12 protein-coding genes are annotated in these 16492 nt (G+C 71.1%); 3 read left to right on the plus strand and 9 right to left on the minus strand.

Going from position 1 to position 16492, the window contains the following annotated elements:
* Window positions 1–115: 115 nt before the first annotated feature.
* The 5 genes from JOD63_RS10640 to JOD63_RS10660 form a co-directional block, all read right to left on the minus strand.
* Entirely contained in the window at window positions 116–4645 is a 4530-nt protein-coding gene (locus JOD63_RS10640; protein WP_045275877.1) for an FtsK/SpoIIIE domain-containing protein, read from the minus strand.
* 24 nt (window positions 4646–4669) lie between these two features.
* Complete coding sequence (locus JOD63_RS10645) at window positions 4670–6142, minus strand: RDD family protein (RefSeq protein WP_045275878.1); 1473 nt, start codon at window positions 6140–6142, stop codon at window positions 4670–4672.
* 259 nt (window positions 6143–6401) lie between these two features.
* Window positions 6402–8009: a bifunctional phosphoribosylaminoimidazolecarboxamide formyltransferase/IMP cyclohydrolase gene (gene purH, locus JOD63_RS10650; RefSeq protein WP_045275879.1), complete on the minus strand. Its 1608-nt coding sequence runs from the start codon at window positions 8007–8009 to the stop codon at window positions 6402–6404.
* A 24-nt stretch (window positions 8010–8033) separates the two neighbouring features.
* Window positions 8034–8648, minus strand: a complete 615-nt coding sequence (purN, locus tag JOD63_RS10655) for a phosphoribosylglycinamide formyltransferase (RefSeq protein ID WP_045275880.1) — start codon at window positions 8646–8648, stop codon at window positions 8034–8036.
* A 13-nt stretch (window positions 8649–8661) separates the two neighbouring features.
* Window positions 8662–10065 carry a cell division protein PerM gene (locus tag JOD63_RS10660; protein ID WP_084613540.1) on the minus strand — a complete coding sequence of 468 codons (1404 nt, stop codon included), beginning with the start codon at window positions 10063–10065 and terminating at the stop codon, window positions 8662–8664.
* A 130-nt stretch (window positions 10066–10195) separates the two neighbouring features.
* Between JOD63_RS10660 and JOD63_RS10665 the strand changes: the two genes are divergently transcribed.
* Together JOD63_RS10665 and JOD63_RS10670 are read left to right on the plus strand one after the other, a co-directional pair.
* Complete coding sequence (locus JOD63_RS10665; protein WP_045275881.1) at window positions 10196–11659, plus strand: NCS2 family permease; 1464 nt, start codon at window positions 10196–10198, stop codon at window positions 11657–11659.
* Window positions 11660–11746: 87 nt separating this feature from the next.
* The gene (locus JOD63_RS10670) at window positions 11747–11941 is read left to right on the plus strand and encodes a PspC domain-containing protein (protein WP_045275882.1); all 195 of its coding nucleotides are present in this window, start codon (window positions 11747–11749) and stop codon (window positions 11939–11941) included.
* A 37-nt stretch (window positions 11942–11978) separates the two neighbouring features.
* Here JOD63_RS10670 and JOD63_RS10675 read toward each other — a convergent pair whose 3' ends face one another.
* The 4 genes from JOD63_RS10675 to sucC all read right to left on the minus strand — a co-directional run bounded on the left by JOD63_RS10675 (window position 11979) and on the right by sucC (window position 15571).
* Complete coding sequence (locus JOD63_RS10675) at window positions 11979–12719, minus strand: formylglycine-generating enzyme family protein (protein ID WP_045275883.1); 741 nt, start codon at window positions 12717–12719, stop codon at window positions 11979–11981.
* Window positions 12720–12853: 134 nt separating this feature from the next.
* Window positions 12854–13291 carry a nitroreductase family deazaflavin-dependent oxidoreductase gene (locus tag JOD63_RS10680; RefSeq protein ID WP_045275884.1) on the minus strand — a complete coding sequence of 146 codons (438 nt, stop codon included), beginning with the start codon at window positions 13289–13291 and terminating at the stop codon, window positions 12854–12856.
* A 179-nt stretch (window positions 13292–13470) separates the two neighbouring features.
* A complete protein-coding gene (sucD, locus tag JOD63_RS10685) occupies window positions 13471–14373 on the minus strand; it encodes a succinate--CoA ligase subunit alpha (RefSeq protein ID WP_045275885.1) in 903 nt (300 codons plus the stop codon).
* Between the two features lie 34 nt (window positions 14374–14407).
* On the minus strand, window positions 14408–15571 hold the full coding sequence (gene sucC / locus JOD63_RS10690; RefSeq protein WP_045275886.1) for an ADP-forming succinate--CoA ligase subunit beta: 1164 nt from the start codon (window positions 15569–15571) through the stop codon (window positions 14408–14410).
* A 225-nt stretch (window positions 15572–15796) separates the two neighbouring features.
* Between sucC and JOD63_RS10695 the strand changes: the two genes are divergently transcribed.
* Window positions 15797–16477, plus strand: coding sequence for a TetR family transcriptional regulator (locus JOD63_RS10695; protein ID WP_211088095.1), 681 nt, complete (start codon window positions 15797–15799; stop codon window positions 16475–16477).
* Window positions 16478–16492 lie beyond the last annotated feature (15 nt).

Here is a 16492-nt window from a genome sequence, read left to right on the forward strand (position 1 = left end):
GCAGCGGCTGCGCCGAACGACAGCGGGCTCGCCGAACCAACCTAACCGCCGGCCGAGATCCTGGTCGATGGGGACCATTCCCCATCGACCGCGCCGATGCGCGCCGATGCGCCTCTCACGCGCCGGAGATTCCCTGCGGCACCGGCAGCGACGCCATCTCCACGAGCGGCACCTGAACGGTCACAGCGCGACCCGCCTGCACGAAGATGCCGCGTCCCTCGGGGAAGTCCGACCTCTTCACCTTCGGGAACGGCACCTTGAAGATCGCGTCGCCGTCGAAGGCGTCGGCACGCAGCACGATGCCCTTGCGCCCGCCCTTGAAGTCGCCGATGAGGCCGAAGCCGCTCGTGACCTGGTTGACGTCGGCGTCGCCGATGAGGAAGTGGTCGCTGCGGTTGATCGCCTGGAACAGCGCCTTCAGCGGTCGCTCCGCGGCCGAGTCGGCGAACTGCGGCACGTCTTCGATCACGACCATGAGCCGCATCCCGACCGTCTCATCCGCGACCAGCTCGGCGAGCTCGGTGGCGAGCTCCTTCGCATCGTCGGGCGTCGTCGCGCTGCGCATCCACGGAGCGAAGTCGCGCAGCTGGGAGCGGCGACCGCCGAAGTGGAACAGCTTCACCTCGGGATCGAGGCGCGTCATCGCGGTGATGAGCGCCTTCATCGCGTTGGTCTTCCCCGACAGCGGCGGACCGGCCACCACGAACGACCCGACCGGGTCGAACTCGCGCGGAGCGAGGGTGTCTTCGGCCACACCGAGCACGGGGAACTCGCCGATGCGGTCGGGAAGGTCGGTCAGTGCCAGGCGCGTCGGCAGCGAACCGATCTCGGCGACCTCGCGAGCTCCGCCGGCACGCAGCTCGTCGGCCAGCTGCTCCATGAGCTTCGTCTGCTCGGCGACGTTCGACGTTCCGCCGAGCACGGCGATCTGCGCCTCGAAGCCGTCGACGATCGCGCGTCCCGGTGCGGAGCGCTCGTCGAGCACGTCCTTCGGCGCGTTGAGCAGCGCGTAGGCGTTCTCGTCCGACAGACGCAGCACGACACGGCGCGAGACGTTGGAGCTCACCGCTGTCGGAACCGAGCCCGATCTGTCCGCCGTGGCGACCACGTGCACGCCGAGCGGGCGGCCCTCGCCGAGGACGCGCATGAAGGCCTGATAGAACGGCATCCTCGCGGTCGTGGACTCCCACTCGGACCGGAACTGGGGCAGACCGTCGAGGAGCAGGATGATGCGCGGCTCGTCGCGCCCCGACAGTTCGCGGTACTCCGAGATGCTCGACGCGTTGGCCGCACTGAAGCGCTTGCCGCGGTCGTCGAGGATGCGCCCGAGCGATCGCATGATGCGCTGGACGCGCTCGGCGTCGTCGCCGGGGATGATCGAGCCGACGTGGGGCAGGAGCTCGAGGCTCTTGAGCGATCCCGAGCCGAAGTCGAGGCCGTAGACCTCGACGTTCTCGGATCGCCGTCCGAGCGCCGACGAGATCGCGATGGTGCGCAGCACGGTCGACTTGCCCGAGCCGCTCGTGCCGTAGACGAGCATCGAGCCGTCGCGGTCGGGGTCGAAGTAGACCGCCTCCTGCAGCTGTCGCTCGGGGATGTCGGCCTTGCCGAGGAGGATGTTCCCTGCGCGGCCGGCGCGCAGCGACCGGAGGTCGACGGTCTGCTCGAGGTCGTCGAGCCACGGACGACGCGGAGCCGGGATGCGGGCCGCCGCCGCGGCGGCGACGAGCGTCGCGACGATCCGCTTCTGGTCGTTGGGGCCGGGGTCGATCTGGTGGTCCTCGGCGTCGGGCGCGTCGGGCAGCTCCCAGTTCTGCACCGAGCCGAACCGCAGCTCGGCCACCGACACGTCGGCGACCACGACGTCGTCGGTGCTCCAGCCGCCCGCGTAGGCCGACTGGAACGACACGAGCCTGCCGGGACCGGTCTTCGCGATGCCGCGACCCGGGATGCTCGGATCGAAGCGCGCGGCCACCGGGTCGTCGACGACATCCTTCGAGTCAGACTCGTCGGCCATGCGCAGCGCGACGCGCAGATTGGTGTTGGCGCGCAGGTTGTCCTTGATGACGCCCGCGGGCCGCTGCGTCGCCATGATCAGGTGGATGCCGAGCGACCGGCCGCGCTGGGCGATGTCGACGACGCCGTCGACGAACTCGGGCACCTCGCCCGCGAGCGCGGCGAACTCGTCGATGACGAGAACGAGGGCAGGCGGCGTGTCGGGGTCGCGACGCTTCTCGAGCTCGAGGAGGTCCTTCGCCTTCTTGCGGTTGAAGAGGTGCTCGCGGTGGTGCAGCTCGGCGCGCAGGCTCGTGAGCGCGCGGCGTACGAGGTGAGGGCTCAGGTCGGTGACGAGACCCACGGTGTGCGGCAGCTCGACGCAGTCGGCGAACGCCGACCCGCCCTTGTAGTCGACGAAGAGGAAGGTGACCCGGTCGGGGCTGTGCGCAGCCGCCATACCGAGCACCCAGGCCTGCAGGAACTCCGACTTGCCGGCACCGGTGGTGCCGCCCACGAGGGCGTGCGGACCCTGCGTGCGCAGGTCGAGGGTCATCGCGTCGGTCGCACCCTGACCGACGATGGCGCGCAGCGTGCCCGCCTTCTTCAGGCGCGGCAGCTGCGCACCCGAGCGGTCGATGATCGTGTTGTTCTCACGCCACCGGTCGACCGCGAAGGATGCGTCGTCGCCGAGCTCCGAGCCCACGAGCGAGAGGAACATGACCGAGTTCGGGATGTCGGAAGAGTCCTCGATCACCGTGCTCGAGTCGACGACGGGGGCGAGGCGCTTGGCGAGCATGGTCATCAGCTCGTTGGAGACGCCCTCGACCGCGGTCGCGGGGTAGTCGACGCCGCTGCGCACGGTGCCCGACCGCGCGGCCTCGAGTCCGTTGGTGACGTCGAGGAAAGTGCGGCAGACCGCGGGGAGCGCATCGACCACCGGCGCGACGAACAGTCCGTACACCCCGACGTCGGCGCCGCGCTCGAGCACCTGCGTGAGGCGTGCACGGTCGACCGGCGCATCCGTCGTGACGATGACGAGCACCGCTGTCTGCCCCGGGAACGTGGCCTCCTCGGCGGCGCGACGCACGTCGGTGCCGTACCGCATCGGATCCCAGTCGTCGTCGAACGGGAGGCGCGGCGACGCCGCGGCCTTCGACCGCCTCATCACCAGCTCCTCGAGGCCCGACAGGAGGGCGGCGCCGGTCGACGCGGAGTCCGACAGCGGCATGTCGCGGAACGGGCTGCGCTCGCTCGAGGTGTGCGGAAGCCATTTCAGCCACTCGAGCTGCGTCGCCCAGCCGGGCTCGGTGAGGGCGACGGCGACGAGCTCGTTCGGGGAGTGCAGGCCGAACAGCTGCACGCAGAGCCCGCGCAGGGCGTCTGCGGCGACGCGCGGCGGGCCGGCGACGCCGATGACGCCGACGCTCTGCAGGGACTCGAGCACCGGGACGCCGTCGATCGTGCGGTACCGCTCGCGCAGGCGGTCGACCCGGTCGACGTACTCCTGCAGGGCGTCGGGGTTCTCGGCGTCCTTGATCGTGGTGCGCGACGGCGCGTCGGAGGTGCCGAGCCGCACCGAGAGGAAGTTCCAGTGCTCGGGCCTGCGCGTCCAGAGCATCGGCCCCAGCCGCATCGCCTCGTCGAAGACGACGGCCACCGGCGGCGCCTCCTGGTTGCGGATGTCGCGCTCGCGCGGACGCTCGCGATACATCCTCTCCTCGAGCTCCTCGAACGTGCGCTCGAAGACCTCGGCCTCCTTCTTCAGCCGCTGGCCGACCTGGGTCTTCTGCGAGACGAAATTGCCGAGCAGCATGAGCGGCGAGAGGAGCACCACGAGGAGCGACCGCGGGTTGCCGGTCATCGCGTAGATCGACATGCCGAGGATGAGCGGGGCGACGAGCATGGGCCACGGGAACAGGCGCGAGACCGGGTCCTTGGGCATGCGCGGCTCCGAGAGCTCCTCGCCGACGTAGCGCGGCTCGACGCGGGGGCTGCGGTTGAACAGCAGCGTGCCGCCGCGCTCGAGCACGGGGTCCTGCTCCACCGGCGCGTAGTCCTGCACCATCCGCACGACGAGTTCGGTGTCGCCGAGCACGAAGCGCTGACCCGGGATCACGCGCAGGCGCTGCACGAGTCCGCCGTCCACGACGATGCCGTTCGCCGAGTTCAGGTCGACGACGTCGACGGTGGCCCCGATCTCGATGCGGGCGTGGCGCTTCGAGATCAGCGGATCGTCGAGCACGATGTCGGCGCCTGCCGCGCGGCCCAGCGTGAAGTGGCCGCGCGGAAGCTGGAACTCCCGGCCCACCATCGGGCCGCCCACGACGTAGAGGATCGCCGCCGGCGGGCCGCCGGCGCTGCGCGACGCGACGTACGCCGGGCCGAGGTTGACGATCGCCGCGACGAAGCCCGAGCCGACGGGTGCATCGCTGATGAGCAGGTCGGGGTCGAGCATCGTGAACGACGTCGCGGTGGGCGGAGCGACGCTGAGCGTGAGCACGTCGTCGGGCTCCGCGATCGTGTCGCGGGAGGGGTCAGCTTCCACGATGCGGCGGGCGATGTCGTGCACCGTCGCCGTGGTGTCGGAGGTCACGACGATGTCGGTGCGCTGATCGTTGCGTCGCTGCAGCGTGAGTTTGAGCCTCATGGGGTTCCCTCGTGGGTGCCGGCGTCAGCCGAGCCGGATGACGGCGGTGCGGTCGCCGAAGTGGATGATGTCCCGTGCCTCGACGGGCACGGACTCGCCGGGTGCGAGCGGACGCTCCGCGCCGCCGCGGACGATGGAGCTGCCGTTCGTCGAGCCGCGGTCAGCGACGGCGAGCCGGTCCCCGTGGCGGGTGACGGCCAGGTGCGTCTTCGATACGGAACGCGACGGGTCGTCGATCGCGATCATGGTGAAGCCCGTCTCCCCTGCCGCCGGTGACGGGTCGCGACCGACGAGCACTCCGGCGCCGGCGATCGCGATCTCGCGGCCGTCGTCGAGCACCAGCGACGCCGATGCCCCGGCGCTGGGGGCGGATGCGGCAGACGAAGCCCGTCTGGCCGGAGCAGGTGCGGATGCCGGTGCGGATGCCGCGACCGCCGGCGCCATCGGTGCGGGGGCCTGCGGTGCAGAGGTCTGGGGTGCGGGAGGCTGCGGTGCAGGGGCGGGCTGAGCGGGCGCTGGAGCAGGAGGAGCAGCGGCAGGTGTGGCCGGCCGAGACCCCAGAAGCTCGGGCGGCTGCCACGGCGCCGCCGCCGACGGGCCGGGAGCGGGGCCCGACGCGCTCACCACCGAGCGGCTCGGTGGGGCGCTGTCGACCCGGCTCGCCGGATCGACCGGGCCCGATGTCACGAGCGATGCGCCGGCCGGAGCCGCGGCCGTCGGCACATCGGGCTCGGCCTCGCGGCTGTCGTCGCGCGGCGCGCCCACCACGCCCCCGCGGCTGCGGGTGACCGGAACGTACACCCCGGGGATCTCCCCCGTCTGGGCCGGCGTCGCGAGCGACGGAAGCGCGCTCCGCTCGTCGTTCAGGTCGGTCGCGGCGGTCTTCCGGGCGATCCGCATCCGTTTCGCGTCGTACGGGTTGAGCCCGTCGCGCACGTCGACGAACCACGTCGCCGCGGCGAGATCGGCCCACCCGCGGCCTCGGCGCTCGGGGTCGAACAACGGCGAGAGGGCGATGACGAGAAGCGGGCCGACCAGCGGCACGAGGGTGCTCGCGACGAGCACCAGGTAGCGCACGACACCGCCGCGCCAGAACCCGGGGCGCTCCAGCGTGCGCACGTTCACCGAGCGGATGCCGGTGAGCGCCTTGCCGAGCGTGACTCCTCTTCTGCCGTGGAGCACGACCTGCACGACGATGAACGCGGTCGTCAGCGCACAGGACGCGAGGCCGACGATCAGCACGACGACGGCGTCCGGGCCGGCGACCCAGCGGGCCGCGGTCTCGGGCGAGGTCAGCCCCGTCAGCGCGGGCACCACCACGATGAGGGCGGGCAGCATCAGCACGAGGATCGCGGCGAGCTCGATCGTGGTGGCGAGCACGCGTCGCCCGCGCGGAGCGGCGACGAGACCGAGCGACGCCGCGTACTCCGGTCGCGCCCGACCGTGTTCATCGAGTCCCTCGACCGTGCGGGTCGATTCGTCGATCTCCCAGATCACCGTGCCTCCTGCTGACGTCTCCGCAAACCCTACCCGTGACGGCGACGCCTCCCCATCGCGGGTGGTGGCCCGTGCATCGGGAGGGCGACGGACGCGGAGCCGACGCAGCCGATTGGCAGGGGCTCGCTGACCGACGCGCTCATCGATGCCGAGCCCACGGCTCTCGGCACGGTCCTCGCGGCGATCGCCACCGCGATCCCGACCTGGTCCGCCCGGATGCCGCGCCGCTCGCCTCCGGCGCGGTCATCCCGGCGAGAGGTCAGTGGAAGAAGTGGCGCTCTCCGGTGAAGAACATCGTCACGCCCGCTTCACGCGCCGCGGCGATGACCTCTTCGTCGCGCACCGAGCCGCCGGGCTGGATGATCGCGGTGATCCCGGCATCGATCAGCACCTGGGGTCCGTCGGCGAACGGGAAGAACGCGTCGGATGCCGCGACGGAGCCGGCCGCGCGGTCGGCGGCGCGCTCGACCGCGAGGCGGCACGAGTCGACGCGGTTCACCTGGCCCATGCCGATGCCGACCGTCGCCGAGCCCTTGGCGAGCACGATGGCGTTCGACTTGACGGCGCGGCACGACTTCCAGGCGAAGATGAGGTTCGTCATCTCCTCGTCGGCCGGGCGCTCGCCCGAGACCAGCTGCCAGTCCTTCGCGACCGACTCGATGTCGTCGGGGAAGCGGTCGGCATCCTGCAGGAGCAGGCCACCCGACACCAGGCGCACGTCCATGCGCTCCTGCTGCCAGTCGGCGGGCAGCTTGAGCACGCGCAGGTTCTTCTTGAGCTTGAAGACCTCGAGCGCCTCGGGCTCGAAGTCGGGCGCGACGATGACCTCGGTGAAGATGTCGCGCAGGTTCTCGGCCATCTTGAGCGTGATCGTGCGGTTCGCGGCGATCACGCCGCCGAACGCCGAGACCGGGTCGCACTCGTGGGCACGCAGGTGGGCGCTCGCGATGGGGTCGAGCGCGTTGGGTGCGGCCACGGCGATGCCGCACGGGTTCGCGTGCTTGATGATCGCGACGGCGGGCTTGACCATGTCGAACGCGGCGCGGAGCGCGGCATCCGCGTCGACATAGTTGTTGTACGACATCTCCTTGCCCTGCAGCTGCGTCGCCTGGGCGATGCCGTGCCCGCCGATGCGGGTGTAGATCGCGGCGCGCTGGTGCGAGTTCTCGCCGTAGCGCAGCGTCTCGAGGCGCTCCGCCTGGATCGTGAGGTGCTGCGGAAGGTCGCCCTCGTCGGCCAGCGTCTCCTCGGCGAACCAGGTGGCCACCGCGCGGTCGTACTCGGCGGTGTGCGCGAACGCGCGGGCAGCGAGGTCGCGCCGCTGGGCGAGCGACGTGCCGCCGGCCGCGAGCGACTCGACGATGGCCGGGTACGACTCGGGCGAGACGACGATCGCGACGTTGGCGAAGTTCTTCGCCGAGGCGCGCACCATCGCCGGGCCGCCGATGTCGATCTGCTCCACGACGTCGTCGCCCTCGGCGCCGGAGCGCACCGTCTCGACGAACGGGTAGAGGTTGACCACGACGAGCTCGAACGCGTCGATGCCGAGCTCGGCGAGCTGGCGCTCGTGGTCCTCGAGACGCAGGTCGGCCAGCAGGCCGGCGTGCACCCCGGGGTGCAGCGTCTTAACGCGTCCGTCGAGCGACTCGGGGAACCCGGTCACGCTCGACACGTCGGCCACGGCGTAGCCGGCGTCGCGAAGCATGGTGGCCGAGCCACCGGTCGAGACCACCTCCACCCCGGCGTCGGCGAGTGCCGCGGCGAGCGTCAGCAGATCGGTCTTGTCGCTCACCGAGACGAGGGCGCGCCGGATGGGCACGACGTCACGGGGACGATAGAGGGCGGGGTCGTGGCGGGGGCCTGCCATGTCGGCTCTCCTTGGGTGGGGTCGTCAGGATTCGGCGTCTGCGGCGGATGCCGCGGCGGCGGTCTCGAGGTCGAGCTCGCCGGTCGCGATGCGGCGCACCACGTCGATGAGGAGGCGCCGCTCGACGGGCTTGATGCGCTCGTGCAGGGAGTGCTCGTCGTCGCCGGGCAGCACGGGCACGCGCTCCTGGGCGAGGATCGGGCCGCTGTCGACGCCGTTGTCGACGATGATCACGCTGGCGCCGGTCTGCGAGACGTCGGCCGCCAGGGCGTCGCGCACGCCGTGCGCGCCGGGGAACTCGGGGAGATACGCGGGATGCGTGTTGATCATGCGCGGCGCCCACTGGTCGACGAGCGCCGCAGGCAGGAGTCGCATGAGGCCGCTCAGCACGATGAGGTCGGGCTGCCACACGGCGAGCTGAGCACCCAGCTCCTCGCCCCAGGCCTCGCGCGAGTCGAACTGCGCGAAGGGCACCATGAACGAGGGGATGCCGTACTCCTCGGCATGCGCGAAGCCGTCGGCCTCGCGGTCCGCACCGACGACGATGATCTGGGCCGGGTAGTCGGGGTCGGCCGCGGCATCGAGCAGAGCACGCATGTTGGAGCCCGCTCCGGAGATGAGGACGGCGACCGTGAGCACCCGCCCAGTCTAACTACGCCGGGGAATCGGTCCGACGCGGCCCGAGGGGGGCTGTGGCCGATGCGTCGTCCGGCTCCTCGTGCGCCTGGTCGCGTGAGGCCGGTGTGGCCGCGAACCCGTCCGGATCATCTCCGACCTGTTCGCCGGCGGCATCGAAGCTGTCGCGCCACGTGTCCGGGGCCACCGGGTGGTCGTGACCTCCGTCGTGCCCGAGAGGCGACAGGAGGAGGATGCCCGCGCCCAGCGCGACCTCGAGGGCGACGGCGAGAGCCACCGGCCCTGCATCGGGCCCGACCGCCGCGAGCGTCCCCGGCCCGAGCGACCCCGACGCCGCCCAGGCGAGCACCGCTGCCGCGACGGCCGACACGACCGCGACTCCCGCCGTGATCGCCGCTCGCGCGCCGACCGCGGCATCCTCGTGTCCTGCGATGCCGCCCCGCACGAGACGCGAACGCAGCGACCAGCCGGCCAGAGCTCCAAGCCCCACCGGAACGAGGGCGAGCAGCAGCAGCCAGGGAGACAGCGACTCGGGCACGACGCCGAGGAGCGGCACCCCCGGGACGACACCGACCGACGTGCCCGCGGGCGAGACGGTGCTGCCGGCCCCGAGCGAGAAGCCCGGGCCGGCGATGAAGGCCAGCGCCCACACGATCAGCGTCGGGAGGTACACCAGCTGCCCGAGCGTCAGCACGGTGGCTCCGAGCGCATCGACGTTGCCGACTTCGTACAGGGCGATGATCTCGTCGGCGCGGAGCAGGATGGCGGCCGCGGTGAGCACCGCCGCCGCCCCGATCAGGCCCGCCACCACGATCGCGCTCCCCCGTGCCACGAGCGGAGCGACCGCACCCCACGCGTTCGGCAGGCTCTCGGTGCGATCGCGCAGCCGCGCGACGGATCCGCGGGTCGCCTCGCACCATTCGGTCACGAACGCGGCGATCGCCGCGGGCAGCGCGTAGACGAGCGTCGGGGCGAGCACGGCGAGCCAGAGCGGGGTCTGTGCGACCGCGTTCGCCGACGTCCAGGCGATGAGTCCTGCGAGGACGGCGACGACCGCGCTGCCCGTCGCGACGCCGGTGAGGGCGCCTTCAGCGCGCGAGGCGCGCACCCCCGAGCGCGCGGCGAAGATCGCCGTGAAGGCGGCGAAGGCGAGCGGCGCGAGCGACAGGGTGAAGGCAGCGGCCTCCGGGTCGATACCGGCGGCCGCAAGATAGGCGTCGGGAAGCCGCACCGCGAAGGGAACCAGATCGCCGAGCTGCCAGACGACGGCGGAGGCGGGCCAGAGCGCTCCCCAGTCCGCGGCGCCGCCGAAGCCGAAGACCCAGAGCACGGTGAGCGGCGCGGCGACGGCCGCGACGCCGACGGCCACGGCCACGGTGGCGTCGACGGCGGAGAGGATGGCGACGAGGAGGCGGTTCATGCGCCATCGACCCTACTTCGTGGCGTGGCGCGACCGCCGCGGCGCCCCGGCCGTGCGCCGCATCCGTCAGCCGCATCCGTCACGGCGACCGCCGCGACACCGCATAGGGTTTCTTCGGAGGAAACACGATATGAGCACCACCCCGGCGACTGACGTCGACACCCCCGAAGCCGAGCCGAAGAACGGCTTCGACCGCTTCTTCGAGATCACGAGGCGCGGCTCGACGATCCCCGCCGAGATCCGCGGCGGCGTCGTCACGTTCGTCACGATGGCGTACATCGTCATCCTGAACCCGATCATCCTGTCGGCGGGCGTCGACGTCGACGGCAACACCCTCGGGTTCGCACAGGTCGCGGCGACCACGGCGCTCACCGCCGGCGTGATGACCGTGCTGTTCGGTCTCGTCACCCGGCTGCCGTTCGCCTTCGCCGCCGGCCTCGGCATCAACTCGTTCCTCGCGGTGGCGGTGGTCGGGCAGGTCACCTGGCCCGAGGCCATGGGGCTCGTCGTCATCAACGGTGTGATCATCGTGATCCTCGCCGCGACCGGGCTCCGGCGCATGATCTTCGACGCCGTGCCGATCCAGCTGAAGATCGCGATCACCGTCGGCATCGGCCTCTTCATCGCGTTCATCGGCTTCGTCGACGCCGGCTTCGTGACCGCCACGGGCGTGTCGTCGCCGCCGGTCGGCCTCGGTGTCGACGGATCGATCGCGACGGTGCCGACCCTCATCTTCGTGCTCACACTGCTGCTCACCGGCATCCTCGTCGCCCGCAAGGTCAAGGGCGGCATCCTCATCGGCCTCCTCACCGGCACCGTCGTGGCGGTGGTCGTCGAGGCGATCTGGAACCTCGGCCCGAAGTTCGACGGCGACGCCGTCAACCCCGGCGGCTGGAGCCTGTCGGTCCCCGAACTCCCCGCCAGCTGGGTGAGTCTGCCCGACCTGTCGCTGGTCGGCCAGGTGTCGTTCGGCTCGTTCGAGCGCATCGGCGCGCTGGCGGCGATCATGTTCGTCTTCACGCTCGTCTTCACGAACTTCTTCGACGCGATGGGCACCATGACCGGCCTGTCGAAGGAGGCCGGCCTCGCCAACGAGAAGGGCGACTTCCCGCGCATCAAGTCGGCGCTCATCGTCGAGGGCTTCGGCGCCGTCGCCGGTGGCTTCACGTCGAGCTCGTCGAACACGGTCTTCATCGAATCGGGGTCGGGCATCGGCGAGGGCGCCCGCACCGGGCTCGCGAACCTCGTGACCGGCGGTCTGTTCCTGGTGGCGATGTTCTTCACGCCGCTCGTCTCGATCGTCCCGACCGAGGTGGCCGCCGCCGCGCTGGTCATCGTGGGTGCGCTGATGATGTCGCAGATCCGCCACATCGAACTCGACGACTTCTCGGTGCTCCTCCCCGTCTTCCTCACGGTGACGGTCATGCCGCTGACCTACTCGATCGCGAACGGCATCGGCGCGGGCTTCGTCTCGTGGGTCGTGGTGCGCTCGCTGTCGGGCAAGGCCCGCGAGATCAGTCCCCTGCTGTGGATCGTCGCGGGCGGCTTCGTGCTGTTCTTCGCGCGCGGCCCCTTCGAGGCGCTCTTCTCCTGATCTGCTGCTCCTCCGCCCGGTCGGCGGTGCCCGCGCTGTGGCGCGGAGCCCATCGACCGGGCGGTTCGGCGTGTGTATCCTGACGCCATGTCGACGACGCTCGCACGGCCGCACGACGACCGCATCCTCGCCGGCGTCTGCGCCGCCATCGGCCGCCGCTTCGACATCGGATCGCTCCCGATCCGCGCGCTGACGGTGATCGTGTCGCTGCCGTTCTTCTGGCTCGCGCCGTTCGTCTACGTCGCGCTGTGGATCCTCATCCCGGAGCAGCCCCGGCGCTGACCGCCGCGCATCCTGCCGCGGCCCGCCTGGATCGGGGTCAGCGGCGCGGCGTCCATCCGGACGGCAGCGGACCGTCGGGGTCGGCGCGCTCGGCGTCGGCGCGGGCGGACCATCCCTGCGCGGCATCCTGAGCGTCGAACCCGCCGCGCGCGACCCGCAGCCCGACGTCGTCGTGGTGCATGCGCGGCGCGCCGCCGCGACGGGTCGAGGCGCGGACGCTCCAGGAGTCGTCGGCGAAGCCTCCCCCGCGGAAGACGCGGTAGTCGGCGTAGCGGGCGGGGTCGAGCAGATCCCAGCACCACTCCCACGTGTTGCCGAGGGTGTCGAACAGGCCGTTGAGGTTGGGCAGCTTGCCCCCGACAGCCTGCGGGGCGGTCACGCCGTCGGCGCTCGACCACGCGATCTCGGCGAGCGGTCCGTAGTGCGGCCCGGTCGAGCCCGCGCGGCAGGCATGCTCCCACTCGGCCTCGGTCGGCAGCCGGAACCCGTCGGCGTCGACGTGCCAGGTGACCTCTTCGCCGTCGAACGTGTACGCGGGGTCGAGCCCCTCCCACTCCGACGCGGCGTTGCAGAACCGGATCGCCCGCAACCACGACATGTCGACGGCGGGTCGACGCGGATGCCGCGCCGTCTCGCCGAGCATCTCGGCGAACTGCTCTTCGGTGACGGCGAAGACGCCGATCTCGAAGGGCTCGAGCTCGACGCTCCAGCGGCGCTTGCGGCGGGCGTCGTGCAGCGTGACGCTCCCGCCCGCGATGCGCGCGAGCTCGATGTCCACCCCGCATCCTCTCTCTGCGTGCGCGTCGGCGCGCCCTCCCCCGCTCGATGTTCACGAAACCTGCGAGTGGGCATCAGATCGGATGCCCGTCCGCAGGCTTCCTGCACACTCGGCGGAGCAGGGAGCCCGGCCGGTCAGTCGTGCGGGTCGAGCAGGAAGATGGCGATCTGCCGGTCGGTCTTGGTCTGGTACTGGTCGTAGTCGGGCCAGACCGCGGTCGCCCGCAGCCACCACTCGGCGCGCTCCTCGCCCGACAGCTCGCGGGCGGTGTAGTCGCGCTTGACGTCGCCGTCCTGCAGCTCGACGTGCGGGTGGCGACGCATGTTCTCGCCCCACTTGGGCTCGTCGGGTGCCCCGCCCTTCGAGGCGACGACGACGTAGCGGCCCTCGTGCTCCACGCGCATGAGCGCGGTCTTGCGCAGCGCCCCGGTCTTCGCGCCGACCGTGGTGAGCACGATGATCGGCACACCCCGCAGCAGGTTGGACTTCTGGCCGTTCGACGCCTCGAAGGCCTCGGCCTGGGTGCGGGCCCAGTCGGATGTGGACGGCTTGTACTCTCCGGTCAGCGGCATGCTCCCAGCCTACGACCACGCTCGCGGCCGGGATCCGTCGTGCCGCGCTCCGAACGCTGAGACTCGGGTCGAGGCGCCGGAGGCGACGAAGGAGGGGCGGATGCCGCGGCCGAAGCCATGGCATCCGCCCCTCGACGAGCTCGGGGACCGGGAGGGCCCGAGCTCGGGGACCGGGAAGGTCAGAGACCCGCGATGATCTCGCGCATCAGGTCGGCGGTCTCGGACGGGGTCTTCCCGACCTTGACACCGGCGGCCTCGAGGGCCTCCTTCTTCGCCTGGGCGGTGCCCGCCGAGCCCGACACGATGGCGCCGGCGTGGCCCATGGTCTTGCCCTCGGGGGCGGTGAAGCCCGCGACGTAGCCGACGACCGGCTTGGTCACGTTCGCCTTGATGAAGTCGGCAGCACGCTCCTCGGCGTCGCCGCCGATCTCGCCGATCATGACGATCGCCTTGGTCTCGGGGTCGGCCTCGAACGCGGCGAGCGCGTCGATGTGCGTCGTGCCGATGATCGGGTCGCCGCCGATGCCGATGGCCGTCGAGAAGCCGATCTCGCGCAGCTCGTACATCATCTGGTAGGTCAGGGTGCCCGACTTCGAGACGAGGCCGATCGGGCCCTTGCCGGTGATGTTGGCGGGCGTGATGCCCACCAGCGACTCGCCGGGCGTGATGATGCCGGGGCAGTTCGGGCCGATGATGCGGGTGGTGTTCCCCTTCGCCTGCGCGTACGCCCAGGCCTCGGCGGTGTCGCCGACGGGCACGCCCTCGGTGATCACGACGAGGAGCGGGATCTCGGCATCGATGGCCTCGACCATGGCGCTCTTCGTGAACGCGGGCGGCACGAAGGCGATCGAGACATCGGCGCCGGTGGCCGCGATGGCCTCGGCGACCGAGGCGAAGACCGGGAGCTCGACCGGGTTGCCGTCGGCGTCGGTGTGCAGCACGGTGGTGCCGGCCTTGCGGGCGTTCACGCCGCCGACGACCTGGGTGCCGGCCTTGAGCATGAGAGCGGTGTGCTTGGTGCCCTCACCGCCCGTGATGCCCTGGACGATGACCTTGGAGTCCTTGTTGAGGAAGATCGACATGTCTGTTCTTTTCCTAGTTCCGGATGTCTGAGGTTCAGGCGTTGGCGAGCTCGGCGGCCTTGTCGGCGCCCTCGTCCATCGTCTCTGCCAGGGTCACGAGCGGGTGGTTCGCGTCGCGCAGGATGGCCCGGCCCTCATCGACCTTGTTGCCGTCCAGGCGCACGACGAGCGGCTTGGAGGCGCTCGAGCCGAGCTCGGCGAGCGCGCCGACGATGCCCTTGGCGACGGCGTCGCACGCGGTGATGCCGCCGAAGACGTTGACGAACACGCTCTTGACCTGCGGGTCGCCGAGGATGACGTCGAGGCCGGCTGCCATGACCTCGGCCGAGGCGCCGCCGCCGATGTCGAGGAAGTTGGCGGGCTTCACGCCGCCGTGGTTCTCGCCGGCGTAGGCGACGACGTCGAGCGTCGACATCACGAGGCCCGCACCGTTGCCGATGACACCGACCTCGCCGTCGAGCTTGACGTAGTTGAGGTCGTTGGCCTTGGCCTTCGCCTCGAGCGGGTCGGCGGCATCCTTGTCTTCGAGGAGCGCGTGACCGGCGTGACGGAACTCGGCGTTCTCGTCGAGTGAGACCTTGCCGTCGAGGGCGATGACGTCGCCCTCCTCTGTGAGGACGAGCGGGTTGACCTCGACGAGCGTGGCGTCCTCGCCCTTGTAGACGTTGTAGAGCTTGACGAAGACGTCACTGACCTTGTCGACCAGGTCGGCGCTGAAGCCGGCGGCCTCGGCGATCTCGACGGCCTTCGCCTTGTCGATGCCCGTACCGGGGTTGACGTCGATGCGCGCGAGAGCCTCGGGACGCTCGACCGCGAGCTCCTCGATCTCCATGCCGCCCTCGACCGAGCAGAGGCTCAGGTACGAGCGGTTCGCCCGGTCGAGCAGCACCGAGAAGTAGTACTCCTTGTCGATGCGGGCGCCCTGGGCGACCATCACGCGCTTGACCACGTGACCCTTGATGTCGAGGCCGAAGATGGCCTTCGACAGCTCGTACGCCTCGTCGGGCGTCTTGGCGACCTTCACGCCGCCGGCCTTGCCGCGGCCGCCGGCCTTGACCTGGGCCTTGACGACGACGACTCCGCCGATCTTCTCGGCTGCGGCACGCACCTCCTCCGGCGTGTCCGCGACGATGCCGGCGAGAACCGGCACCTCGTACTTCTCGAAAAGGTCTCGTGCCTGGTACTCGTACAGATCCACAGTGCATTCCTTCGCAGGTGGCGAATGGGGTGGGAATGACGCCCGAAAAGCGTCTCGACGTCGAGATATCGACCAGTTCACCAGCCTACTACCGCCGGATGCGTGCCTCGGACAACGCTTCCGGGGCGATCGGATGCCTCGGCACGGCCCCCTGCCCACGGCACGGCCGGGCGCCCACTTGCCGCCTGCCGCACGGCGCACGCGGCCAGTAGGCTCTCCCCTGACATGTCAGACAGCCCGCCCGCCCTCCCCTCCGCCCGCACCGCCGTGGTCGCCGCGGCGCTCGAGCTGTTCGACGCGCAGGGGTTCGATCAGACCTCGGTCGACCAGATCGCGCAGGCCGCCGGCATCTCGCGCTCCACCTTCTTCCGGCAGTTCGGCGGCAAGGACGACGTCGTCTTCGCCGATCACGAACTGCTCCTCGACGAGCTGCGGGTCTTCCTCGCTCAGGGCCACTCCGATCCGTGGTCAGCCGTGTGCGAGGCATCCGTCCAGGTGTTCACGCACTTCGCCGCAGACCCCGAGCTCGCCCGTCGGCGCTACGCGGTCGTGCGCCAGGTGCCCGCGCTGCGCGAGCGCGAGATCGTCACGGTCTTCCGGTACGAGCGACTGTTCGACGAGTACCTCCGCGAGGCGCTCCCCGGAATCGACCCGCTCGACGCCGTGGGGTTCGCCGCGCTCGTGACCGCGATCCACAACCACGTGCTGCGGCAGCTGCTGCGCGGCACGAAGAAGGTGCCCGTCACCGTGCTGCGCGCCGCCCTCGACGACGCACTGCGCCGCTTCGGCGTCGACGGCGCCGCGACGCGCGAGCCGTCGGCCGACGACGTCGTCGTCGCCGTCTTCCCCCGCACCATGCCCACCGCCGAGATGGCACGGCGTGTGCGGGAGCGCCTCGACGGCTGATCCCCTCTTACGCGG

Origin of the sequence: Microbacterium terrae (assembly GCF_017831975.1) — a bacterium.
In the GTDB taxonomy this organism is placed as follows: Bacteria; Actinomycetota; Actinomycetes; order Actinomycetales; family Microbacteriaceae; genus Microbacterium; species Microbacterium terrae.